This is a genomic window from Streptomyces sp. NPDC020884 (assembly GCF_044333935.1).
Lineage (GTDB): Bacteria > Actinomycetota > Actinomycetes > Streptomycetales > Streptomycetaceae > Streptomyces.
This window is the reverse complement of the sequence record NZ_JBIRRY010000005.1, coordinates 520,142-542,505: the sequence shown is the minus strand read 5'-3', so window position 1 is coordinate 542,505 and position 22,364 is coordinate 520,142. Positions and strand designations below refer to the sequence as shown.

18 protein-coding genes, 6 tRNA genes, 1 pseudogene and 1 riboswitch are annotated in these 22,364 nt (G+C 71.4%); of the genes and pseudogenes, 11 read left to right on the top strand and 14 right to left on the bottom strand.

The genetic code is table 11. From position 1 onward, the window contains the following. Position 1 precedes the first annotated feature (1 nt). Positions 2 to 154, bottom strand: a riboswitch (cyclic di-AMP (ydaO/yuaA leader). 210 nt (positions 155 to 364) lie between these two features. The 3 genes from ACH4UK_RS19360 to ACH4UK_RS19350 all read right to left on the bottom strand — a co-directional run bounded on the left by ACH4UK_RS19360 (position 365) and on the right by ACH4UK_RS19350 (position 2,678). Beyond that, complete coding sequence (locus tag ACH4UK_RS19360) at positions 365 to 1,588, bottom strand: PP2C family protein-serine/threonine phosphatase (protein WP_398357714.1); 1,224 nt, start codon at positions 1,586 to 1,588, stop codon at positions 365 to 367. A 140-nt stretch (positions 1,589 to 1,728) separates the two neighbouring features. After that, on the bottom strand, positions 1,729 to 2,475 hold the full coding sequence (locus ACH4UK_RS19355; protein WP_398357712.1) for a MerR family transcriptional regulator: 747 nt from the start codon (positions 2,473 to 2,475) through the stop codon (positions 1,729 to 1,731). Positions 2,476 to 2,604: 129 nt separating this feature from the next. Further along, positions 2,605 to 2,678 (bottom strand) — tRNA-Met (locus ACH4UK_RS19350). A 201-nt stretch (positions 2,679 to 2,879) separates the two neighbouring features. Here ACH4UK_RS19350 and ACH4UK_RS19345 point away from each other — a divergent pair. Both ACH4UK_RS19345 and ACH4UK_RS19340 read left to right on the top strand, forming a co-directional pair. Further along, the gene (locus ACH4UK_RS19345) at positions 2,880 to 3,704 is read left to right on the top strand and encodes an LPXTG cell wall anchor domain-containing protein (RefSeq protein ID WP_398357710.1); all 825 of its coding nucleotides are present in this window, start codon (positions 2,880 to 2,882) and stop codon (positions 3,702 to 3,704) included. Positions 3,705 to 3,764: 60 nt separating this feature from the next. Next, positions 3,765 to 4,469, top strand: a complete 705-nt coding sequence (locus tag ACH4UK_RS19340; protein ID WP_398357708.1) for a class F sortase — start codon at positions 3,765 to 3,767, stop codon at positions 4,467 to 4,469. A gap of 120 nt (positions 4,470 to 4,589) precedes the next feature. On the opposite strand, the gene ACH4UK_RS19335 is transcribed toward ACH4UK_RS19340, so the two are convergent. From ACH4UK_RS19335 to ACH4UK_RS19310, 6 genes are all read right to left on the bottom strand, one after another. After that, a tRNA-Lys gene (locus ACH4UK_RS19335) sits at positions 4,590 to 4,663 on the bottom strand. A 206-nt stretch (positions 4,664 to 4,869) separates the two neighbouring features. After that, positions 4,870 to 6,954, bottom strand: a complete 2,085-nt coding sequence (locus tag ACH4UK_RS19330; RefSeq protein ID WP_398357706.1) for a DEAD/DEAH box helicase — start codon at positions 6,952 to 6,954, stop codon at positions 4,870 to 4,872. Between the two features lie 239 nt (positions 6,955 to 7,193). Further along, complete coding sequence (locus ACH4UK_RS19325) at positions 7,194 to 7,766, bottom strand: hypothetical protein (RefSeq protein ID WP_398357705.1); 573 nt, start codon at positions 7,764 to 7,766, stop codon at positions 7,194 to 7,196. Positions 7,767 to 7,922: 156 nt separating this feature from the next. Next, positions 7,923 to 8,297 carry a fluoride efflux transporter CrcB gene (gene crcB, locus ACH4UK_RS19320; protein ID WP_398357703.1) on the bottom strand — a complete coding sequence of 125 codons (375 nt, stop codon included), beginning with the start codon at positions 8,295 to 8,297 and terminating at the stop codon, positions 7,923 to 7,925. Next, positions 8,294 to 8,758 (bottom strand): fluoride efflux transporter FluC, encoded by a 465-nt coding sequence (locus tag ACH4UK_RS19315; RefSeq protein ID WP_398357701.1) that lies wholly within the window; start codon positions 8,756 to 8,758, stop codon positions 8,294 to 8,296. Before ACH4UK_RS19315 ends, crcB begins: the two co-directional genes overlap by 4 nt. Next, positions 8,755 to 9,105: a metallopeptidase family protein gene (locus tag ACH4UK_RS19310; protein WP_398357699.1), complete on the bottom strand. Its 351-nt coding sequence runs from the start codon at positions 9,103 to 9,105 to the stop codon at positions 8,755 to 8,757. Before ACH4UK_RS19310 ends, ACH4UK_RS19315 begins: the two co-directional genes overlap by 4 nt. A gap of 136 nt (positions 9,106 to 9,241) precedes the next feature. On the opposite strand from ACH4UK_RS19310, the pseudogene ACH4UK_RS19305 reads away from it, so the two are divergent. From ACH4UK_RS19305 to ACH4UK_RS19290, 4 genes and pseudogenes are all read left to right on the top strand, one after another. Then, a pseudogene (locus ACH4UK_RS19305) lies at positions 9,242 to 10,896 on the top strand (metallophosphoesterase). 80 nt (positions 10,897 to 10,976) lie between these two features. Next, positions 10,977 to 11,049: transfer RNA gene (locus ACH4UK_RS19300), tRNA-Glu, on the top strand. Positions 11,050 to 11,088: 39 nt separating this feature from the next. After that, positions 11,089 to 11,163: transfer RNA gene (locus ACH4UK_RS19295), tRNA-Asp, on the top strand. A gap of 21 nt (positions 11,164 to 11,184) precedes the next feature. After that, positions 11,185 to 11,261, top strand: a tRNA-Phe gene (locus ACH4UK_RS19290). A 38-nt stretch (positions 11,262 to 11,299) separates the two neighbouring features. On the opposite strand, the gene ACH4UK_RS19285 is transcribed toward ACH4UK_RS19290, so the two are convergent. The 3 genes from ACH4UK_RS19285 to ACH4UK_RS19275 all read right to left on the bottom strand — a co-directional run bounded on the left by ACH4UK_RS19285 (position 11,300) and on the right by ACH4UK_RS19275 (position 13,420). Beyond that, on the bottom strand, positions 11,300 to 12,169 hold the full coding sequence (locus ACH4UK_RS19285; protein WP_398357697.1) for a cytochrome c biogenesis CcdA family protein: 870 nt from the start codon (positions 12,167 to 12,169) through the stop codon (positions 11,300 to 11,302). Further along, entirely contained in the window at positions 12,166 to 12,945 is a 780-nt protein-coding gene (locus tag ACH4UK_RS19280) for a DsbA family protein (RefSeq protein ID WP_398357695.1), read from the bottom strand. The genes ACH4UK_RS19285 and ACH4UK_RS19280 overlap by 4 nt, the downstream gene beginning before the upstream one ends. A gap of 64 nt (positions 12,946 to 13,009) precedes the next feature. Further along, complete coding sequence (locus ACH4UK_RS19275) at positions 13,010 to 13,420, bottom strand: hypothetical protein (protein WP_398357694.1); 411 nt, start codon at positions 13,418 to 13,420, stop codon at positions 13,010 to 13,012. A 131-nt stretch (positions 13,421 to 13,551) separates the two neighbouring features. On the opposite strand from ACH4UK_RS19275, the gene hrpA reads away from it, so the two are divergent. The 3 genes from hrpA (at position 13,552) to ACH4UK_RS19260 (ending at position 18,134) form a co-directional block, all read left to right on the top strand. After that, positions 13,552 to 17,508, top strand: a complete 3,957-nt coding sequence (hrpA, locus tag ACH4UK_RS19270; RefSeq protein ID WP_398357692.1) for an ATP-dependent RNA helicase HrpA — start codon at positions 13,552 to 13,554, stop codon at positions 17,506 to 17,508. Between the two features lie 126 nt (positions 17,509 to 17,634). Then, positions 17,635 to 17,709, top strand: a tRNA-Asp gene (locus ACH4UK_RS19265). A gap of 155 nt (positions 17,710 to 17,864) precedes the next feature. Next, positions 17,865 to 18,134, top strand: a complete 270-nt coding sequence (locus tag ACH4UK_RS19260) for a DUF6274 family protein (protein WP_398357690.1) — start codon at positions 17,865 to 17,867, stop codon at positions 18,132 to 18,134. A 606-nt stretch (positions 18,135 to 18,740) separates the two neighbouring features. Here the strand turns inward: ACH4UK_RS19260 and bldC are convergent. Then, positions 18,741 to 18,947: a developmental transcriptional regulator BldC gene (bldC, locus tag ACH4UK_RS19255; protein ID WP_003949541.1), complete on the bottom strand. Its 207-nt coding sequence runs from the start codon at positions 18,945 to 18,947 to the stop codon at positions 18,741 to 18,743. Between the two features lie 675 nt (positions 18,948 to 19,622). Next, positions 19,623 to 20,468 (bottom strand): hypothetical protein, encoded by an 846-nt coding sequence (locus ACH4UK_RS19250; RefSeq protein WP_398357688.1) that lies wholly within the window; start codon positions 20,466 to 20,468, stop codon positions 19,623 to 19,625. Positions 20,469 to 20,642: 174 nt separating this feature from the next. Between ACH4UK_RS19250 and ACH4UK_RS19245 the strand changes: the two genes are divergently transcribed. Both ACH4UK_RS19245 and ACH4UK_RS19240 read left to right on the top strand, forming a co-directional pair. Further along, positions 20,643 to 21,725, top strand: a complete 1,083-nt coding sequence (locus ACH4UK_RS19245) for a Leu/Phe/Val dehydrogenase (RefSeq protein ID WP_398357686.1) — start codon at positions 20,643 to 20,645, stop codon at positions 21,723 to 21,725. A gap of 280 nt (positions 21,726 to 22,005) precedes the next feature. Continuing rightward, complete coding sequence (locus ACH4UK_RS19240; protein ID WP_398357684.1) at positions 22,006 to 22,263, top strand: DUF3073 domain-containing protein; 258 nt, start codon at positions 22,006 to 22,008, stop codon at positions 22,261 to 22,263. Positions 22,264 to 22,364: the final 101 nt, after the last annotated feature.

The following is a 22,364-nucleotide window of genomic DNA, read 5'->3' as shown; positions in this document are numbered from 1 at the left end:
TCCTTTCCTTCCTTCTCGCCTACCGGGTTAGCTGACGGGTTCGGAGCAGGAAGGTCTCCTACGGGCCCCTCCGTCTCTCACGAGACGCAGGCGTCCGATTCACCCCATGTAGGTGGTTCCCCGGTTCCCTTGCGGAATTCGGCGCTCGCGCGCGGCGCCGTCTCTGACGACGGCTGTGACGACCGCACTGCGTTATCGAACGTTAATAGACACACGGGCCCGATTCCAAGCTGTTCCTGTTGATCATTAACGAGCACGACCGGGATGTACGGGTCACAAGCGGTTGGAATCGGGCAACTTGACCGTCACTTGACCACACCCCTTTTTCTGACGGTGTGTCAAATGTTATGCGGAGGGGTGCCTTTCAGTCACTCACCGTGTCATCGCCCCGGCCCACGATCTTCACCGTCGTCCGGCGCACCGGCTGACCCTCCGCCGGCCGGGCGACCGCGATCAGCGCCATGTCGTCCGTGGTCCGTCCCCCGGTGTGCAGCCGTACGTCGTCGGTCAGCGCCGACAGCAGCTCCTCGGGCCCCGGGAAGATCCGGCCGCGCAGCCGGGCCGCCGGATCGTAGAAGACGCCGTGCTGGTCCCGGGCCTCGGACAGTCCGTCGGTGAAGGCGAGCAGCGTCGCTCCGGCGGGCATCGCCCACTCGTCGGACCGGTCCGGCCACACGCCCAGGTCCATCCCCAGCGGCAGCGCGGGCACGGAGGGCACGAGCACCTCCAAGGCGCCGTCCGCGTGCAGCAGGATCGGCTCGGGGTGACCGCGGTTGACGAGGCGGAGCGAGGCCGAGCCCGGCGGGATCTCGGCCAGCACGGCGGTGATGAAGCCCTCCATGGCGTCCAGCCCGTACCGCCGCGTGCCCTCCCGCGCCAGCGCCCGCTCCAGCCGCTGAGCGACGCCCTCCAGCGAACGCTCCTGCTCGGCCGCCTCCCGGAACGCCCCGATGATCACCGCCACGGCCTCGACGGCGCCCAGGCCCTTGCCGCGTACGTCGCCGACGACCACCCGTACGCCGTACGGGGTGTCCGCGACGGCGAACAGGTCGCCGCCCACGAACTCGTCCGCCTGCGCCGCCTCGTACCGCGCGGCCACCTGGAGCCCGCCGATCCGCTCGGCCGGCGTCGGCAGCACGGCCCGCATGGCCGTCTCCGCGATGACCCGGGCCGAGGCCAGCTGCTCGTTGCCGCGCCGCACGACGCCGTTGATGACGACGGCCAGCACCGAGCCCGTGAGCACGGTGATCATCTCGATGACCGGGACCACCTGGGTGGACGTCCCGTCGGAGAGCCGCATCGCGATGACCGAGAGGACCGCGGCGATACCCGTGCGGACGGTCCGGGACAGCGAGAAGAACGGGGCGGCGACCAGCGGGGCCGCCACGAACAGCGGGACCGCGGTGAAATTGGGCGGGGCCAGCGAGTCGAAGACCAGCCCGCCGACGATCAGCAGGGCGGGCAGCATCCGGACGAACCGCCCGGTGCCCTGCCTGCCGGGCGTCGCCTCACCCTCGCGGGTCCCGAACACCGCACGGCTCACGGCGTCGACGCTCCCCGCCGCGCCTCCACGCCGTTCGTCGGCCATCCCCACCTGTGCACTCCTGCCCGGTCCACCCACGGCTGCGGACGGTACCGCGCCCCGTCCAGGCTTCCCGGAGCCGCGCCGAGCGGCGACTCCTCATCGGCCGAATAGGGGGAAGCGGACGGAGGCCCGGCCGCCCCCGGTCAGTCGGTGAGCCGGTTTTCCGCGTAGACCGTCAATGCGTCCCGTACGAAGGCGGCGGCGCCGTCCCCGTAGCGATCGTAGTTCTTTCCGAAGCGGGGATCGGCGACATACATCTCCCCGAGCCCGATCACGTACGAACGGCCGGGCTTCTTGGCCGGCGACAGCCACGCGCAGTGCCGTCGCGCGAGTTCCTGCGCCTCGGCCCCGTCGGCGGCGAGCCCGGCCTCCTTGGCCCGGCCCCAGTCGCGCGCGAGGGCCTCGTGCTCGTCCTGGAACGCCTTCTTCTCCTCCGGCCCGAGCGAACGCCACCAGCGGTCGCCCTCCTCGTACGCCTCCCGGCCCCAGCGCTCGGTCACCTCCTGCTCGTGGGCGGTGTGGTCGAAGCCGTCGAACACTTCAGCTGCCATGAGTTCCATCCCCTCCTGGGTCTTGTGGAGAGTGGTCCGCACCGAGGCGATCTGCCGCCCGATGCGCGCCTGCTCCTGTTCGAGCAGCCGCAGATGCGCCCGCAGCGCCACCGCGGTGTCCCGCTGACCGGCGAGCACGTCCTTGATGGCGGGCAGCGACAGCCCGAGCTCCCGCAGCAGCAGAATGCGCTGCAGCCGGACGAGGGCGTCCTGGTCGTAGTAGCGGTAGCCGTTGCTCCCGATCCGGCTCGGCGCGAGGAGACCGAAGTCCCCGTAGTGCCGGAGCGTGCGGCTCGTGGTGCCGGCCAGTCTGGCGATTTCCTGAATGGACCACTCCATGCCGGAAACGCTAGATCTTTACGCTGCGTCAAGGTCAAGCGCGACATCGCCGGACAGCGAAGCCCGTCCGGAAACCCGGAAACGACTCGGGCCCGGCACGCTGTCTGCGTGCCGGGCCCGGATCTTCAGTAGCGGGGACAGGATTTGAACCTGCGACCTCTGGGTTATGAGCCCAGCGAGCTACCGAGCTGCTCCACCCCGCGTCGGTAAACACCACTCTACGGCACTCCCGGCGGGCCCTCGACCAATTACTCCGGCCGCACCTCGGCCCACGGCGGTCGGCGGCCCGCGCAAATTTGTCGTGCTCGGGCCAATCCGCCCCGCGGGCAGCTCCGAATGAACGACATCAGCGACCGAACGTTGTTCCGGTTCGCGCCGGAACTTCCGGAAGGGGATGTGTCTTCGTGATAGCCCGCCGTACCACTCGCCTCGCCGCACTGCTCGTCCTGCCCGCCGCCCTCACCCTCGGGGTGGCCGTGCCCGCCCTGGCTCACGAGGGGCACCCCGCCGGCACCACGAAGGCGGCCGACGGCGACACGTACCAGATCGACCTGGAGCAGCTGAACGACTCCGGCGCCAGTGGGGCCGCCCTGGTGAGCCTCGAGGGCGACAAGCTGACCGTGAAGATCGACGCGCAGGGGCTCGTCCCCGGTCAGCCGCACGCCCAGCACATCCACGGCTCCACCGACGGCCACGACTTCCGCTGCCCGGACAAGAGCGCGGACAAGGACGGCGACGGCATCGTCACCACGGCCGAGGGCCTGCCGATGTACGGGGACATCAACATCTCCCTGACCACCAAGGGCGACACGTCCAAGGACAGCGGCCTCGCGGTGGACCGGATGCCGGTCGCGGACAAGGACGGCAAGCTGGCGTACTCCCGCACGATCACCGTCTCGCAGGACGTGGCGGACCACCTCAAGGACCTGCACATCGTGCAGCACGGCATCGACCGGAACGACGACGGGAAGTACGACTTCGGCGCGGGCAAGAGCGAACTCGACCCGAAGCTGCCCCAGGAGGCCACCGCCCCGGCCAACTGCGGCATGGTCAAGGGCGCGGCCGTCGGCTCCATGCCGGCGGGCGGCGTCGAGACGGGCGGCACCACCACCGAGGGCGTCGAGTCACCGGGCCTCCTCGCGGCGGGCGGCGCGGCCGTCCTCGCGGCCGGCGGACTGTTCGCCGTACGCCGCCGGAACCGTACGGCCGACGGCCGGCCCGGCGCCTGAGCTCCGGCCCCCGCTCCATCCACGCCCCGCCACGGCAGTCCGCAGGGAAAGGCGACCCCGATGAACGGAACCGACCCGGACGACGGGCCCACGACGTCCCACCGGCGCCGGACGTTCGTGCTCACCGCCGCCATCGCGGCCCTGCTCCTGACCGGCGGACTGCTGCTGGCCCTGGGAACCGGCCGCCAGCAGCCCGCCCCTCCCCCGGCCGCCGACAAGGGGAGCGCCGGGGCCCCGGCCGCCCGGACGACCCCACCTGACGGGGGGGCGTCCGGGTCACCGGGGAGCGGGCAGCGCGCCACCGCGCTGCCCGCCTCCCGGCCCGTCGGGATCACCATCCCGTCCCTGAAGGTGAACTCCACGCTGGAGGACCTGGGGCTCGGCGAGAACCGGGCGATGGACACCCCCCGCGACCCGGACAAGGCCGGCTGGTACACCCCCGGCCCGATGCCGGGGGCGGTCGGACCCGCGGTGATCGCGGGCCATGTGACCTGGGACGGCGCACCGGCGGTGTTCTTCGAGCTCACGGAGCTCGACCCGGGCGACCGCATCGGCGTCCGGCGCGCGGACGGCAGCACCGCGGAGTTCACCGTCGACCGGACCGCCGTCTACCCCAAGGACGCGTTCCCCACGGTCGAGGTCTACCGCAACCTCGACCACGCCGGGCTCCGCCTGATCACCTGCGGCGGCGACTACTCCGAGGCCGACCGCCACTACGCCGACAACGTCGTCGTCTACGCCACCCTGACGGGCAGCCACGGCTGAGGCCCCTCGGCCGGGACAGGGGAGAGAGCCAGCGCACAGTGAAACGCCTCGGTCCGCAGCTGCGGACCGAGGCGTTTCACTGTGGGGCCGGAGGGGGATTGCCCCTCGCCCTGTGATCAGTAGGCCGTGTGGGACTCGAACCCACAACCAACGGATTAAAAGTCCGCTGCTCTGACCAATTGAGCTAACGGCCCTCGACGGATCACCCCCCGAGCATAGCCCGCCCGGTCCCGGCAGCCGATCCGGTATCGGTGTCGGGCCCGTCGCGGGTCCCGGGAGGCGGGCGCGTGGGGCCGGGGACGGCAACAGGGCCCGTACGTCACCGAGTCGGTTCGGTGGCGTACGGGCCCTGCCGGTCTGTCAGGCGGACCTGCTCGGCCGGGTGCCGGCCGGGCGGGGGTCAGCCGTTGCGCTTCCAGCGCGGCTTGTCGTCGCGGCGGCCGAAGGTGCCGGTGTTGGTGCCGGTGTTGGCGCCACGGTGGTCGTCACGACGGCCGGTCGGGCGGTCGCTGCCGCCGCCGGAGCGGAAGCCGCCGGAGGGGCGGTCGTCACGACGGTCGCGGTTGAACGGGCGGTCGCTGCCACCGGAGCGGAAGCCGCCCGAGGGGCGCTCGTCACGACGGTCGCGGTTGAACGCCGGACGGTCGTTGTCACGACGCTCGAAGGAACGGCCACCACGGTCATCGCGACGGTCACTGCTGCCACCGGAGCGGAAGCCACCCGAGGGACGCTCGTCACGACGGTCGTTGCCGCCGCGGTAGCCGCCACGGTCGCCACCGCGGTTGTCGCGGCGCTCGTAGTTGCCCCGGTCGTCGCGAGCGGCCGGCTGCTCCGGCACGGACACGGCTGCGGCTGCCACGAGGGCGGCCTCGGCCTCGGCGGCGACCTCGGCCACGGCGGCCTCGGGGTCGTCGCCCCGCTCGCGCGCGGCGCGGGCGACCAGGCGGTCGGCCTCCTCGCGCAGCTCGACGGCGCGGCGCTGGATGCGCTCCAGCTGCTTCGTCAGGTCGGCGGCCTCGCGCTCGGCCTGCTTGGCGGCGTTGTTCGCCGAGTCGGCCTGGACCTCGGTGAGCGAACGGGCGCCGGTGATCTCGGCGACCTCCGGCTCGAAGACGCCCGCGCCCTGGACGATGTGGCGCGAGGCGTCGACGCCCGCGTCCTCCATCAGGCGGAAGATCTGGCGGCGCTGGTGCGGGAGCGCCAGCGAGACGACGACACCGGACTTGCCGGCACGGGCGGTACGGCCCGAGCGGTGCAGGTAGTCCTTGTGGTCACCGGCCGGGTCCACGTTCAGGACCAGGTCGATGCCGTCGACGTGGATGCCTCGGGCGGCGACGTCGGTCGCGACGAGCGCGTTGACGTAGCCCTTCTTGAAGTCCTCCAGGACCCGCGTACGGGCGCCCTGGGTCATGCCGCCGTGCAGCGCGTCGGCCTTCACGCCGGACTCGATGAGCTGCTCGGCGATGCGGTCGGCGCCCAGCTGGGTGCGGACGAAGATGATCGTGCGGCCCTTGCGGGCGGCGATGGCCGCGGTGACCGGCGCCTTGTCCTTCGGCTTCACGACGAGGACGTGGTGCGACATGGTCGTGACGTTGCCCTGGGCGCTGTCGACCTCGTGCGTGACCGGGTTCGAGAGGTAGCGCTTGACCAGCGTGCCGATCTCGTTCTCCATGGTGGCGGAGAAGAGCATCCGCTGACCGCCACCGGGGATCTGGTCGAGCAGCTCGGTGACCTCGGGCAGGAAGCCCAGGTCGGACATCTGGTCGGCCTCGTCGAGGACGGCGACCTGGACGCTCGCCAGGGAGCAGGCGCCGCGGTTGATGATGTCGCGCAGCCGGCCCGGGGTGGCGACGAGGACGTCGACACCGCGCTCCAGCGCGTAGATCTGGTTGCCCATCGACGTACCGCCGCAGACGACCTTCATCTTGAGGCCGAGGACGTCGCCGTACGGCTGCAGTGCGTCCGCGACCTGCATCGCGAGCTCACGGGTCGGGGTGAGGATGATGCCGCGCGGCTTCTTCTTCTCGGTGGTGCCACCGGAGAGCGAGGCCAGCAGCGGCAGACCGAAGGAGAGCGTCTTGCCGGAGCCCGTACGGCCGCGGCCGAGGATGTCCTTGCCGGCCAGGGCGTCCGGGATGGTCGCCGCCTGGATCGGGAAGGGGGCGGTCACACCGTTCTGCGCGAGCTTGCGGACGATGCCCTCGGGCAGACCCAGGTCGCCGAAGGTGATGGTCGGCTCGGCGGCCGGCTCGGCGGCGATCTCGTCGGTGGAGTCCGCGATCTCGTCGGCGGCAGCGGCGGGCTCCTCGGTGGAGGCCTCGGCCTGCGCGTCGGCGACGAAGTCGGCGACCGACTTCTCGGCGACGACGGGCGTCTCGACGATGACGGTCTTCTCGGCGGCCGGGGCGGTGGCGCCGGCGGGGGCCTCGGTCACAGCGGCCTCGACGAGCTCGGCGAGCTCGGCGTTGTCGACGTTCTCGGGCATGACGGTGTGGTCAGAACTGGAAATTGACATGCGAAATGCGAAACCTTCCGGAGTCTCGGCACGCGCCCATAACTCCGTGATTCGCAATTTCGACCGCCTCAATGCGGTCCAGCCACGGCAAGGGAGAGTACGCGCCACACGGCGCTCTTCTGTGTCGGCGCCGGGCAATGGGATCAAACGATCTACCACCATACGCACCCTCACCCACATTGCGCAAACCGGCCCTGCCGAACCCCCCGCTACACCGGCCCCACCTGCGGTGATGCCTCCGGGGTACGCAACGGCCCGGCGTCATCCGATCCGCTCATCGCATGGGTCCGCAGCTGCGCGGCGGGCGAGGCCGAGGGGGGCGGCTCCGGCGGTTCGGTGGGCTCCGGATCGGGCACCGGGTCCGGGTCGGGGGTCGGCGGGGCCGGCGGCTCCGGGGAGGTCGGCGGCGGCTCTCCCGGCCCCGGCGTCGAGGGCGTCGGCGTGGGCAGGGGGCCACCCCGGGTGGGCCCCGGGGCGCCCGGCTCGGGGCGCGAGCCCTTGGGGGTGACCGACGGCACAGCGCCGGAGGCGTCCGGGCTCGGGCTGCTCCCGGGGGCGCCCCGGTCCGAGTGGGGGTGGGCGTCCCCGCCGCGCCCCCCGGCCCGCCCGGAGCCGGGAACCGTGTCCCCGGCCGGATCGGCGGCCGACCCCTTCGGGCCGGCGGACCGCGCGGGCCCCGGACCCTCCGCGCCGCCCTCGCCGACGCTCATACAGCCGGTGGACGCGGCGATCGTCAGCGCGGTGACGGCTGCCCAGCGGACAGGGGCGGACAACTGGCGCACGAGTGGCACCTCCGGGGGCGAGGGGGCGGAGAGCGGGGCGGGAGCGAGCGGTACGGCGTCGCACCGTGCCCAACTCCCCCGACCCCGCCGGAGACACGCCCGGAACGCCACCCACCCGCACAGCCCCGCCGAACCGCCCCGCACGACAGACCCCCGCTACCCCCCGAACCCGCCCGCCAGTTCGGCCCCCAGGAACACCGCGCCCAGGCCGGCCAGCAGCGAGGCCAGCACGTTCGCCGCGGCCAGGAAGCCCCGGCCCGTCTCGGCCAGGCGGAGGGTCTCGTACGAGAACGTCGAATACGTCGTCAGCGCCCCGCACAGGCCCGTCGCCAACAGGGCGTGCGCCGGGGAGGACACCGCTGCGCCGGTCAGCAGCCCGAGCAGCAGGCTGCCCGCCGTGTTCACCGTGAAGGTGCCCCACGGGAAGACGTACGGGACGCCAGGCCCCTGGTGCGCCTGCACCGCACGGTCCGTCAGATAGCGCAGGGGCGCGCCCACCGCCCCGCCGATCGCCACCAGCAGCCAGTTCACGCGGTCCGCTCCCCGCCCCTGGCGCTCCGCCGCAGCCAGGCCCTCGTCCCCGCGGCCGCCGCCCGGACCGCACCGAGCGCGGCCAGCACCGTCGCCGCCGCGTAGGCCAGGGCGGTCAGGACCTCCTGACGCACCAGCAGGCCCGACACATCGGCCGCGTACGTCGAGAAGGTCGTGAAGCCGCCGAGCACGCCGACGCCGAGGAAGGGCCGCACCAGCGGATGCGTCACCCGGCCCCGCTCGACGGTCAGCACCATCAGGACGCCGATGAGGGCGCAGCCGGTCACGTTGACGACGAACACCGTCCACGGGAAGCCGCCGGTGCCCGGCCACAGCACCAGGGCCGCGTAGCGCGCGAGGGCTCCGAGCGCGCCGCCGACCGCGACCGCCGCCAGCACCCGGCCCTGCGGGGCGGCGGGCGGACCGGGCTCCGGCAGCTCCTCGGGAGCCTGCTCGCTCACCCGTAGCCCAGGGCGTGCAGCCGCTCGTCGTCGATGCCGAAGTGGTGGGCGATCTCGTGGACCACGGTGATCTCGGTCTCCGCGACCACGTCCTCCTGCGTCGCGCACATCCGCAGGGTCGGCCCCCGGTAGATGGTGATCCGGTCCGGCAGCACTCCGGCGTACCACTCACCGCGGTCGGTGAGCGGGGTGCCCTCGTAGAGCCCGAGCAGGTCGGGGTCGCCGGGGTCCGGTTCGTCCTCCACGAACACCGCCACGTTGTCCATCAGCCGCGTCAGCTCCGGCGGAATCCGGTCCAGAGCCTGGCTCACCAGCTCCTCGAACTGTTCGCGCGTCATCTCCAGCACCCGGCCATTGTCCCGTACGAAGGCCCCGCGCGGGCAGGCCGCGACCGCTCCCAGGCGTGCCCTCCCGCCCGCAGCCGTCCCGGACGCCCGGCCCGCTACCGGCATGACGGAGGCCGTACCGGGGCATAGGGGCCCAATGGTCCGCGTCCCGTTCCGTGCCGCAGCCGACCGCGTCCGGCACCGCCTCAGCCAGCTCGTCCGCCCGGCGTCCCGGGGCCGTACCGCCGCCCGCCGCCGCCCCCGTACCGCTGTGCGCACCGGCGCGGCGGCCCCGGGCGACCTGACGGGTCGCGTCCGCCGTCCCGGCCTCCGCGCCCTCGGCATGCTCGCCGTCGTGGTGCTGGGGGCCTGGCTGGGGCTGCTCGCCGTGGGCAGCATCCGTACACCGGTCGGCCCATGGACACCAATATGACGCTGCGCCCCTCCCTCACCGGCGGCAGCAAGATCAACGTGGCCCCGCTCGGGGCCCTGGAGCTGGACTCGCACAGCGCGCCGCTCCGGCTGGACGTGGACGTGGACCGCCTCGACCCCGAACGCTCCCAGGCCCTGGTCGATCAGCCGGAACGGTTCTCCAGCCTCCAGGACGAGGTCACCCGGGACGTCGCCGCCGGCACCCGGGAGCTGGCCGTGCGCTCCTGCGTCGCCGTCGTCTCCGGCGCGACCGCGCTCGGCCTGGTCGTCTACCGCCGCCCCCGCCGCGCCCTGGCCGCCGGCGGGCTCGCCCTCACCCTGCTGGCCGCGTCCGGCGTCAGCGCGTACGCCACCTGGAACCCGCAGTCCGTCCTGGAGCCCAAGTTCTCCGGGCTGCTCTCCAGCGCACCGTCCCTGGTCGGCGACGCCCGGTCGATCGTCACCGAGTTCGACATCTACCAGCAGGAACTGGCCCGCCTGGTCACCAACGTCACCCGGCTCTACGACGCCACCTCCACGCTCCCCGTCTACCAGCCGGACCCCGGGACCATCCGTGCCCTGCACGTCTCCGACATCCATCTGAACCCGGCGGCCTGGCACATCATCGCCTCGCTCGTCGAGCAGTACGAGATCGACGTGATCATCGACTCCGGCGACACGATGGATCACGGATCGGCCGCGGAGAACGGCTTCCTCGACCCGATCCGCGACCTCGGCGCGCCCTACGTCTGGGTGCGCGGCAACCACGACTCGCCGGTCACCCAGGCCTATCTGAAGAAGTTCAAGAACGTCCGGGTCCTGGACGACGGCAGGGCGGTGGACGTCGGCGGGCTGCGGATCGCGGGCACCGGCGACGCCTCCTTCACCCCGGACCGGACCGCCCCGGTCGGCGGCAAGGAGGCCGCCCAGCTCGAAGGGATGCGCCTGGCCTCCGCGCTGCGCGACCAGGAGCGCGCCGGCACCCCGGTCGACATCGCCGTAGCCCACGACCCGAACACCGCACGGGAGACCGACGGCACGGTCCCGCTGGTCCTTTCGGGCCACCTCCACCGCCGGATCAACGAACAGCTGAAGCTCGGCACGCGGCTGAAGGTCGAGGGCTCCACGGGCGGCGGCGGGCTGCGCGCCGTGCAGAACGACAAGCCGGAGAAGGTGCACGCGTCGGTGCTCTACATGGACCGCTCCAGCCGCCGGCTCCAGGCCTGGGACGAGATCACGCTGGGCGGTCTCGGACTGACGACCGCCGAGGTCAGCCGCCATCTTCCGGAGGAGAACCTGAAGCAGGACGCCCCCGCCCCACCCACCCCGTCCCCGACCTCCTCAGCAGCCTCCCCGCCCGCCCCGACCCGCTCCCCGACGCGCCCGACGCCCTCGCCGTAAACCGTTTTGGCGATAGCTCCACCCATCCCATATGCTTCTCTCGTCCCCGACGCGCTGCAAAGCGAACAGGCGGGCCAATAGCCCTCATCGTCTAGTGGCCCAGGACGCCGCCCTTTCAAGGCGGTAGCACGGGTTCGAATCCCGTTGGGGGCACGTTTTACCGTGTGCGAGACTTGTTTTCGCACATTGCTTGGTCCTGTGGAGCAGTTTGGAGTGCTCGCCACCCTGTCAAGGTGGAGGCCGCGGGTTCAAATCCCGTCAGGACCGCTGCAGCCCCAGCGGCTGCGTGGCTGGGTAGCTCAGTTGGTACGAGCGATCGCCTGAAAAGCGATAGGTCGCCGGTTCGATCCCGGCCCCAGCCACCACTCGAAGGCCCCGTCCGATGGACGGGGCCTTCGCCGTGTCACACCTTCGCGTTCTCCTCCTGCTCCTCCCGCTCCGCCGGTACGTCGGCGGCGCGCCGGCGCCGGGCCCGTACGCCCAGGACCAGCAGCGCGACGAGCACCACCGCACCGAGCAGCACCCCGTCCGGCACCTGTTCGCCCAGCTTCTGCGCCCACTGCTCGACGGCGAACGAGTCGTCGACCCCCAGCAGGCCGGGCAGCGCGGTCGTCCCGTCGTACACGAGGAACAGCGCGCCGAGACCGATGAAGAAGAGCCCCGACAGCAGCGACGTGGTGTGCAGCTCGAACCGGCCGAGCCGGATGAGGCGGCCGCGCAGCCAGGCCCGGCGGCCGAGGTCGAACCGCTCCCAGAGCAGGGCGAGCAGGAAGAGCGGTACGGCCATGCCCAGGGCGTAGACCGCCAGCAGCAGCCCGCCGTAGACCGGGCTGCCGCTGACCGCCGCGACGGTGAGGACGCTGCCGAGGATCGGGCCCGCACAGAATCCGGCCAGCCCGTAGACCGCGCCCAGGGCGTAGACGGAGAAGGCGGTGGTGGGACGGATCCGGCCGCTGAGGGCCGCGATCCGCCGCGAGGCGAAGCCCAGGCCGACGATCTGCGCGACGCCGAGCACGATGATCAGCCAGCCCGCCCCCGTCACCAGCGCGTCCCGGTGACCGTAGAACAGCCGGCCCGCGTAACTGCCGGCCGCGCCGAGCGGGACGAGGGTGGTGGCGAGCCCGGCGTAGAAGATGCCGGTACGGGCCAGCAGCCGGGAGGTGGAGTCGATGGAGTACGCGAAGAAGGCCGGCAGCAGCAGCGCGCTGCACGGGCTGACCAGGGCGAGCAGCCCGCCGAGGAAGGCCGCGAAGTAGCCGATGTCCGCCGTCACTTGGCGGAGTCCCCGGCGGTGCCCGCCTTGCCGGTGGACTTGGCCTGCGCGGCGGCGGCCTCGATGGCCTGGACGAACGTCTCGTCCGGCTGCGCTCCCGCGATCGGGCGGCCGTTGACCAGGAACGACGGGGTGGACGTCGCGCCGATCCCGTACGCCTGCTCCTGGTCCTTGGCCACGGCGTCGCGGGCGGGCTTCCCGTCGAGGTCCTTCATGAACCGGTCCAGGTCCTTCACCCCGGCCTCCTCGGCGAGCGCCTCGACCCGGTCCTTGCCGAAGCCCTTCTCCTTCGCCCCCTCGGCGTAGGCGGCGCGGTGGAACTCCCAGAAGCGGTTCTGCTGCCCGGCGGCCCAGGCACCGCGCGCGGCGTTCTCGGACTCCTCGCCGAAGATCGGGAAGTTGCGCCACTCGATGCGCAGCGTGCCGTCCTTCACGTACTTCTCGATCAGCTCGGGCTCGGTGTCCCGGGCGAACTTGCCGCAGTAGCCGCACTTGAAGTCGGCGTACTCGATCAGGACGACCGGGGCGTCCGCGCGGCCGGTGGCCAGCTTGTCGTCCGCGTCCCGGCGGGCCAGCCCGGCCAGTTCCGGGTAGACGCCCTCGTTCGGGTCGGCGGAGACCTCGGCGGCCGGGGCGGAGGCGGTGTCCGGGGCGGTGTCGTCGGGGGCGGTGGCCCGGTAGGAGGCGAAGCCGAGGAGACCGGCGGCGAGGACGACCGCCGCGCCGTAGAACAGGGGCTTCTTCGATCCGGGCGTGGACTTCTTGGGCGTGGGCATGCGGCACTCCGTGCTGGTGGTGCGGAAAGAGTGAGAGGGGAGAAGGGCGGGGGCGGGTGCCCGTCTACACCCGCAGCACGGAGAGCTCGACCGGGGTCGGTGTGGCGGGGACCGGGGCCCTGACCCGTATCCCCGGCGGCGGCTCGGCCGGCAGCGCGCCCGTCGCGGCGGGCAGTCCCCACGGGGCGAGACCGGGCGCCTGGTCGTACCCGGTCCGGGCGCGGGAGGGGACGGCGGGCTCGCCGTCGTGGTCGCGGAGCTTCCCGCAGCCGGGGGCCGGGGCGCCCGTGTCGACGGCTTCGACCACCTGCGCCTGCGTCTGCGCCTGCGCGGCGGGGATCACCGGCGCGGCGGCGGACGGCGCGGCGGCCCCGAGCGCGGCGGCCGGGGACATCGCCGTCGCCGCCGGTCCGCACAGCAGCCCCATGACGACCGCGAGCAGCGCCGTCAGGCAGCACCACTGCGTACGGGACACGGGACGGGCCTTTCTCGCCTGAGCGGCGGGGCTGTGCGTTCGACTTGCCCGAAAGCGTACGTGCCGCGTGACGCAGCCCGCGCGAAATGAGGTCGCCACTCCACGGGCCCGGGTGAGATCCTGGGGGCCGTATGTCTACTTCCTTCGCCGATCTCCAGTCCCAGCTCGGGCAGCTCTCGCTCCGTGACGCGAACCGGCTCGGCCGGCGCCTCGAAGGAGCGCGCCGCATCCGCAAGCCCGAGGCCCGCCAGTCCGTGCTGGACGAGATCGCGGCCGAAGCGGGCAAGGCGGCCGAACGGCTCGCCGCGCGCGCGGCCCGGCTGCCGGCCCTGTCGTACCCGCAAGAGCTGCCGGTCAGCCAGAAGAAGGACGAGATCCTGGAGGCGATACGCGACCACCAGGTCGTGATCGTCGCCGGGGAGACCGGGTCCGGGAAGACCACGCAGATCCCCAAGATCTGTATGGAGCTGGGGCGCGGCGTCCGGGGCATGATCGGGCACACCCAGCCGCGGCGGATCGCCGCCCGTACGGTCGCGGAGCGGGTCGCCGACGAGCTGAAGACGCCGCTGGGCGAGACCGTCGGCTGGAAGGTCCGCTTCACCGACCAGGTGAACCCGGAGTCGACGTATCTGAAGCTGATGACGGACGGCATCCTGCTCGCCGAGATCCAGACGGACCGCGAGCTGCTGGCGTACGACACGATCATCATCGACGAGGCCCACGAGCGGTCCCTGAACATCGACTTCCTGCTCGGCTATCTGGCCCGGCTGCTGCCCAAGCGCCCGGATCTGAAGGTCGTCATCACCTCGGCGACCATCGACCCGGAGCGGTTCGCGCGCCACTTCGGCGAGGCCCCGATCGTGGAGGTCAGCGGGCGTACGTATCCCGTCGAGGTCCGCTACCGTCCGCTGCTCGAAGGGGCCGACGAAGACGCGGCGGACTCCGACCGGGACCAGATCACCGCGATCTGCGACGCGGTGGACGAGCTGGGCCACGAGGCCCCGGGCGATGTCCTGGTCTTCCTCTCCGGTGAGCGCGAGATCCGGGACACGGCCGACGCGCTGAACAAGCGGAACCTCAGACATACCGAGGTGCTCCCCCTCTACGCGCGCCTCTCGCACGCCGAGCAGCTCCGGGTGTTCCAGCGCCATACGGGACGCCGCATCGTCCTCGCGACGAACGTCGCCGAGACCTCGCTGACCGTCCCCGGCATCAAGTACGTGATCGACCCGGGCAACGCCCGTATCTCCCGCTACAGCCACCGCACCAAGGTCCAGCGGCTGCCCATCGAGCGGATCTCCCAGGCCAGCGCCAACCAGCGCAAGGGCCGCTGCGGCCGTACGTCGGACGGCATCTGCATCCGGCTCTTCTCCGAGGACGACTTCGTCACCCGGCCGGAGTTCACCGACCCGGAGATCCTGCGGACCAACCTGGCCTCCGTCATCCTCCAGATGACCGCCGCCGGGCTCGGCGACATCGAGAAGTTCCCCTTCATCGACCCGCCGGACCACCGCAACATCCGCGACGGCGTGCAGCTGCTCCAGGAGCTGGGGGCGCTCGAGCAGGGCGAGAAGTCCGCGCCGGACGGGAAGAAGGGGCAGCGGCTCACCCCGCTCGGCCGCAAGCTCTCCCAGCTGCCCGTCGACCCGCGCCTGGCCCGCATGGTCATCGAGGCCGACAAGAACGGCTGTGCGCGGGAGGTGATGGTCATCGCCGCCGCGCTCTCCATCCAGGACCCGCGCGAGCGGCCCGCGGAGAAGCAGACCCAGGCCGACCAGAACCACGCCCGGTTCAAGGACGAGACGTCCGACTTCCTGGCGTATCTGAACCTCTGGGCCTACGTCCGCGAGCAGCAGAAGGAGCGCGGCTCGTCCTCGTTCCGCCGGATGTGCAAGCAGGAGTATCTGAACTTCCTGCGCATCCGCGAATGGCAGGACATCTACGCGCAGTTGCGCACGGTCGCTAAGCAGATGGGCATCACCGTCGAGGAGCCCGGGGCGGAGGCGTCCATCCCCGAGCAGGCGGTGCACACCTCGCTGCTGGCCGGACTGCTGTCGCACATCGGGCTGAAGGACACCGAGAAGAACGAGTACGTGGGCGCGCGCAACGCCAAGTTCGCGATCTTCCCCGGGTCGGCGCTGTTCAAGAAGCAGCCCCGGTTCGTGATGTCGGCGGAGCTGGTGGAGACCTCCCGGCTGTGGGCGCGGGTCAACGCCAAGGTCGAGCCCGAGTGGATCGAGCCCCTCGCCGAGCATCTGCTGAAGCGCACCTACAGCGAACCGCACTGGGAGAAGGACCAGGCGGCGGTGATGGCGTACGAGCGGGTCACCCTGTACGGGGTGCCGATCATCGCCCAGCGCAAGGTCAATTTCGGTCGTATCGACCAGGAGGCCTCACGGGATCTGTTCATCCGCAACGCCCTGGTCGAGGGCGACTGGCGCACCCACCACCAGTTCTTCCACGACAACCGCAAGCTCCTCGGCGAGGTCGAGGAGCTGGAGCACCGCGCCCGGCGCCGCGACATCCTCGTGGACGACGAGACCCTGTTCGACTTCTACGACCAGCGGATTCCCGAACACGTCGTGTCCGGGGCGCACTTCGACTCGTGGTGGAAGCACAAGAAGCGCGAGGAGCCGGACGCCCTCGACTTCGAGCGCTCCATGCTCATCAACGAGAAGGCCGGGGCCGTCACCAAGGACGACTACCCGGACTCCTGGCGGCAGGGGAAGCTCAAGTTCAAGGTGACGTACCAGTTCGAGCCCGGCGCGGACGCGGACGGTGTGACCGTGCACGTACCGCTCCAGGTGCTCAACCAGGTCACGTCGGAGGGCTTCGACTGGCAGATTCCGGGGCTGCGCGAGGAGGTCGTCACCGAGCTGATCCGCTCGCTGCCGAAGCCGATCCGCCGGCACTACGTGCCCGCGCCGGACTACGCGGACAAGTTCCTCGACCGGGCGGTCCCGCTCCAGGAGCCGCTGCCGTTCACCCTGGCGCGGGAGCTCCAGCGGATGGTCGGGGTGCCGGTCGCGGCGGACGACTTCGACCTCGGCCGGGTCCCGGACCACCTGAAGATCACGTTCCGGATCGTCGACGAGCGGCGGCGCAAGGTCGCCGAGGACAAGGACCTGGAGGCGCTGAAGCTCCAGCTGCGGCCGAAGGCCCGGCAGGCGCTCTCCCAGGCTGCCGCGGCCACCGCCGGGCCGTCCGGCGAGTCCATCGAGCGCTCCGGGCTCACCGACTGGACCATCGGCGCGCTGAACAAGGTCTTCGAGACGCGGAGGGCCGGGCAGCCGGTCAAGGCGTATCCGGCCCTGGTCGACCAGGGTGACACCGTGGCCGTACGGCTCTTCGACACCGAGGCCGAGCAGCAGCAGGCGATGTGGCGCGGCACCCGGCGGCTGATCATGCTGAACATCCCGGTGAACCCGGCGAAGTTCGCGTCCGACCGGCTTTCCAACGCGCAGAAGCTCGCCCTGTCCCGTAATCCGCACGGCTCGGTCCAGGCGCTCTTCGAGGACTGCGCCACCGCCGCAGCGGACCGGCTGATCGCCGCGCACGGCGGGCCCGCGTGGGACGAGAAGGCGTTCCGGACGCTGTACGACAAGGTCCGCGCCGATCTGGTGGACCTGGCCGTCCGCACGATCGACCAGGTGCAGCAGATCCTGGCCGCGTGGCAGGCGTGCGAGCGCCGGCTGAAGGCGACCGGCAGTCCGACGCTGGTGGCCAACGTCACCGACGTACGCGCGCAGCTGTCCCGTCTCGTACCGCCCGGTTTCGTTACGGCCACCGGACTGCGCCGGCTGCCGGACCTGATGCGTTACCTCGTGGCGGCCGACCGGCGGCTCCAGCAGATGCCGACGGCGGTGCAGCGGGACACCACGCGGATGGCGAAGGTCCACGAGATGCAGGACGAGTACGCCTGGCTGCTCGAACAGCTCCCGCAGGGGCGTCCGGTGCCGCAGGAGGTCCTGGACGTCCGGTGGATGATCGAGGAGCTGCGCGTCAGCTATTTCGCGCACGCGCTGGGCACCGCGTTCCCCGTCTCGGACAAGCGGATCGTGAAGGCGATCGACGCCCTCGCGCCCTGACGCGGGGGCCTCTGCGGGGGCCGGGGGCGGTGACGGAGTCACCACCAGGAGTGAAGTCGACCTGGGCCTCCCACCTCCTGTACAGTCTGGTTTCGCAGCCAGCCGCAAGGCAAGCAGCGAAAACCTGGTCCTGTGGAGCAGTTTGGAGTGCTCGCCACCCTGTCAAGGTGGAGGCCGCGGGTTCAAATCCCGTCAGGACCGCAGTAGAAGAAAGCCCGGATCGTTTCGATCCGGGCTTTCTCGCGTCTTGACGGCGGCGGCCGCCACCGGTACCTCGTAGAGCAGAGGCTGCTGCCCCTGTTCTCCCGGTGCTTCTCGCGGCGGGGGACGGCGGGGCTCACCGGGAGGTGGCTCGGATGTCCGCGTCCACGGCACGACACGAGACCCGCGCGCTGCTGCGCGCCCATCTGGCGGCCGCTTCCGCCTACCGCCACCTGACCCGGCACTGCGCGGTGTGCCATCGCCTCCTGCGCCTCGCTCTGGAGCCCGGGGAGGACGGGGAGGACGGGGAGCGGAGCGCGCCCACGGGCCCCTCCGGCGCCCCGCAGGCCGCCGCCGGACGCCGGACCTCCGCCGAACGGCCCGCCGAGGACGAGGCCGGGGCCGAAAGACCCTCCGCGACATGACCATCGGCCGGATGCTTCCGCGTCCCGACAGTGGCAGGCTGGGAGTTGGCAAGCATCATGCGGTGTGATGGTAGTCACTGAAAGAGTTTTCAGGCCGAGGGATTTTACGCCTCCCCTACAACTGATGAATTTAATATGTGCAATTGCACGGGGGTGACAGGCGCACGAGGACCGTTCCGTCCGGGGCTGTCCCACCGCGTCCCCACCCCCTCCGGGACGCTCACCCACACTCCCGCACAGACCCGCCCACAGACCCACGAAGACCCCCGGGCCCGAACCCGCCGGCCCCCTCGCGGACAGTCGCCCACAGCGCGCCGGAGGGCGTCCCGCCCGGTGAAGCCGACCGACCGCCCGGTTCTGGACAGGCCCGCCCCAGCGGCCCGGGACAGCCCCGGAGAACCCCTGCACAGGGCACAAAAAAGATCGCGCTGGACCCGGCGGAGTCCAGCGCGATCGATACGACGGCACCCGTGGAACACAGGCACGACGCCCGTTGGGGCAGGCGTCCGTCGAGTGGAGCTATGGGTGGGCGGCTGGGGTTGGGGGACCTGGCAGCTGCCCGGGTTGTGATGCTGTGCTGCTGTGTTGCTGCGCGGCAGGGGTGTGTCAGGCCTCGCTGCGCTGCTGCGGAATACCCGCAAGCAGTGCGCGGACCTCTGCCTCGCGGTACCGGCGATGTCCACCGAGCGTGCGGATGGACGTGAGCTTGCCAGCCTTGGCCCAACGGGTGACCGTCTTCGGGTCCACGCGGAACATCGTGGCAACCTCAGCCGGGGTCAGCAGCGGCTCGGCATCAGGGGTGCGAGCGGTCATGAGCGGCCTCCTCGGGAGAACCGAACCTTCTCGGTTCTTTCCTCTAAATTCTGCACCTTGACCCGCGTTGCCCGAAATGGCGGACGCGGGCCGAGTCGGTTATAGGACGAACGGCTTGTCCTCGGCACTACAACTACACCATCCGTCCAGCCACGTCGGCCAAACCGATGGAATTGCCCTCCAGGTGTTCATCAGCGACGGAAGCCGATGGACCATGCCATAGCGGACAGTCACACTCCAGTGACGATCAGTCACAGAGCGAACAGGAGTCGTCAGACCCCCCATAGAAGGCAATGTCGAGCATTCTGCCCTTACTTGGACAGAAGGAGCCCTCCCCGGACTCCTTGTCCTATTTTGGCATGAGGGGTAGGGATAGACGCAAGGGCCCCGTAAGTGCTGTCCATCACGCTTGAGGCAAAGGCCCGGTTCGGGACGTAGGTCCTGGGCCCAGCGGCGTACGCTTCCGCCTCACACATCACACGCATCACACAGGACGCAGGTTCACGGCCCGTCAACTCTTTGCCGATCCGCCTTCGCCGCCCTCCGTCGAGGCGACCCGGCTCCCTCCTCCTCCCGTACGACCCGGCCTCGCGGCCCGCCCGTCGGCCTCTCGGCCGTCCTGGATGAAGGATGCCCCGGTTCCATCACCTTGATGCCGCTGTGGGCCTTTTCACGTCAATTGGTGAACTGGAGGTCCCGTACGGCCCGCCAGCGCTCCGCGAGCCGCGCGTACGCCTCCCCCGCGCCCTCGGTGTCGCCGTCGCGCAGCGCGGTGAGCCCCTCCGCCACATCCGCCGCCGACCGGTCCCCCGCGAGCCGCTCCGCCGGCAGCGCGTGCACCAGGCCCCCGTAGTCCAGTTCGACCAGGGAACGCGGGTGGAATTCCTCCAGCCAGCGCCCCACGTCCACGAGGCCCTCGGTCAGCGGCCCCTCGGGAGCGTTCTCGCGGAGCGTCCGCAGCGCCCGCGCCAGCCGCCGCCGGGCCTCGACCATCGGGGTGCGGTAGCGCAGGACGGGACCGGCCCCCTCGCCGTCCGCCGCCGTGTACTCCCGCTCCTCGTCGTGGAAGAGGACGAACCAGCGCACCGGGACCTGCCACACCGTGGTGCGGATCCACGGCCTCGCGTCCGGGTGGAGCCGCTGCCAGCGCTCGTGGTCCGCCGCCGCCTGGCCGCGCACCACCGCCGGCAGCACGGCGTCGAGCACGTTGGCCGGAAACATTCCCCCCAGCTCCGCCAGAGCCAGCCAGCCCCGCAGTCTGGTCCGCCACGGGCAGACGCACACCACCCCGGCCAGCTCCGCCACGAACGCGTCGCCGCTCTCGTGCACGGGCACCCCGACCGGCGGCGTCGACGCCAAGTCGGCCAGCGAGCGGCGCAGTTCGTCCTGGGCCGTGGGGAGATCATCGCGCTGCGCGTAGCGCGCCCAATGACTCCGCTCGGGCTCGGCGAATGCGGCGAGCGGCTCGTAGACCCGAAGGTAGGACGTGTAAGGGACGAGCACCGAAGACACCACCGACATGCAGCGCATCGTGTCACGGCGGTGCACCCCCAAGGAGTGATCCTCCGCACGGGGGCAGATCCGCGCCCCCGGAGGACTTACGCTCTTGCCCATCGGACCGGCCGTGCCGGTCGGTCCGGGGCCCTCCCCACCCCCAGGAGGGCCTCCGCCGCTTCGTACTTGGGAGTCACCACAGTGACCGATGTGACTAACGGCGTCCTGCACACCCTGTTCCACTCGGATCAGGGAGGTCACGAGCAGGTCGTGATCTGCCAGGACCGTGCCACCGGCCTCAAGGCCGTCATCGCCCTCCACTCCACCGCCCTGGGCCCGGCCCTCGGCGGCACCCGCTTCTACCCGTACGCCTCCGAGGCCGACGCCGTCGCCGACGCGCTGAACCTGTCGCGCGGGATGTCGTACAAGAACGCCCTGGCCGGTCTCGACCACGGTGGCGGCAAGGCCGTCATCATCGGCGACCCGGAGAAAATCAAGAGCGAGGAACTCCTCCTCGCCTACGGCCGGTTCGTGGCCTCGCTCGGCGGCCGCTACGTCACCGCCTGCGACGTCGGCACCTACGTCGCCGACATGGACGTCGTCGCCCGGGAGTGCCGCTGGACCACCGGCCGCTCCCCCGAGAACGGCGGCGCGGGCGACTCCTCGGTCCTCACCGCGTTCGGCGTCTTCCAGGGCATGCGGGCCTCGGCCCAGCATCTGTGGGGCGACCCGACGCTGCGCGGCCGCAAGGTCGGCGTGGCCGGGGTCGGCAAGGTGGGCCGCCACCTCGTCGAGCACCTGCTCTCCGACGGCGCCGAGGTCGTGATCACCGACGTCCGCGAGGAGTCGCTGCGCCGGATCACCGACCTGCACCCGGAGGTCGCGGTCGCCGCGGACACCGACGCGCTGATCCGCACCGAGGGCCTGGACATCTACGCGCCGTGCGCGCTCGGCGGCGCGCTGAACGACCGGACCGTGCCGGTGCTCACCGCGAAGGTGGTGTGCGGCGCGGCCAACAACCAGCTGGCGCACCCGGGCGTGGAGAAGGACCTGGCCGACCGGTCGGTTCTCTACGCACCCGACTACGTGGTCAACGCCGGCGGCGTGATCCAGGTCGCCGACGAGCTGCACGGGTTCGACTTCGACCGGTGCAAGGCGAAGGCCACGAAGATCTTCGACACCACGCTGGAAATATTCGCACGTGCGAAGGCGGATGGCATTCCGCCGGCCGCGGCGGCCGACCGGCTGGCCGAGCAGCGGATGGCGGAGGCGCGCTCCCGCTGACCGGGCGGCCCCAGCGGCCCGCCGACCGGCGAGACAAGACTCACGCCGGTCGGCGGGTCGTACCTCCACAAGAGGTTAAAATCGCAGTTGACCAGGGAGGACGGGGCTCCTCGCTGGCCCTGTGCCGGGACCGGAATGCGGGCGGCGTACCGTATGGCCACGGAAGCAGGTACCGTTAAAGCCCTACGGGCGCGGTCTCTCTGTCGAGAGTCCGTCCTGAAACATGAACGCGTGTCAAGACTCTGGGGCCGTCGAGCCCCGTCACCGAGGGGGTCGAGCCATGGGGCGCGGCCGGGCAAAGGCCAAGCAGACCAAGGTCGCCCGCCAGCTGAAGTACAGCAGCGGCGGGACTGACCTGTCGCGTCTGGCCAATGAGCTGGGCGCATCGCCTTCGAGTCAACCACCGAACGCAGAGCCGTTCGAGGACGACGACGAGGAAGATGACCCGTACGCACAGTACGCGGATCGCTACAACGAGGACGAGGACGAGGATCAGGACGATCAGTCCGGTCCATCGTCACAGCGCCGCGGCGCTTGACCTCGCGCTGACACATCAACCCGGTCCGGGCCTGCCCCGGGCCGGGTTCTGTGCTGTCCCGATCCGGAGCGGTCCCGCAGGTGCGGTGTGCGCCGGGCGGG

Bases quoted from the DNA above. Each gene is read 5' to 3' on its own strand.
- ACH4UK_RS19360 (WP_398357714.1), bottom strand. From the start codon at position 1,588: ATGGCCGACGAACGGCGTGGAGGCGCGGCGGGGAGCGTCGACGCCGTG.
- ACH4UK_RS19355 (WP_398357712.1), bottom strand. From the start codon at position 2,475: ATGGAGTGGTCCATTCAGGAAATCGCCAGACTGGCCGGCACCACGAGC.
- ACH4UK_RS19340 (WP_398357708.1), top strand. From the start codon at position 3,765: ATGAACGGAACCGACCCGGACGACGGGCCCACGACGTCCCACCGGCGC.
- ACH4UK_RS19330 (WP_398357706.1), bottom strand. From the start codon at position 6,954: ATGCCCGAGAACGTCGACAACGCCGAGCTCGCCGAGCTCGTCGAGGCC.
- ACH4UK_RS19280 (WP_398357695.1), bottom strand. From the start codon at position 12,945: ATGCCCACGCCCAAGAAGTCCACGCCCGGATCGAAGAAGCCCCTGTTC.
- hrpA (WP_398357692.1), top strand. From the start codon at position 13,552: ATGTCTACTTCCTTCGCCGATCTCCAGTCCCAGCTCGGGCAGCTCTCG.
- ACH4UK_RS19260 (WP_398357690.1), top strand. From the start codon at position 17,865: ATGTCCGCGTCCACGGCACGACACGAGACCCGCGCGCTGCTGCGCGCC.
- bldC (WP_003949541.1), bottom strand. From the start codon at position 18,947: ATGACCGCTCGCACCCCTGATGCCGAGCCGCTGCTGACCCCGGCTGAG.
- ACH4UK_RS19250 (WP_398357688.1), bottom strand. From the start codon at position 20,468: ATGTCGGTGGTGTCTTCGGTGCTCGTCCCTTACACGTCCTACCTTCGG.
- ACH4UK_RS19240 (WP_398357684.1), top strand. From the start codon at position 22,006: ATGGGGCGCGGCCGGGCAAAGGCCAAGCAGACCAAGGTCGCCCGCCAG.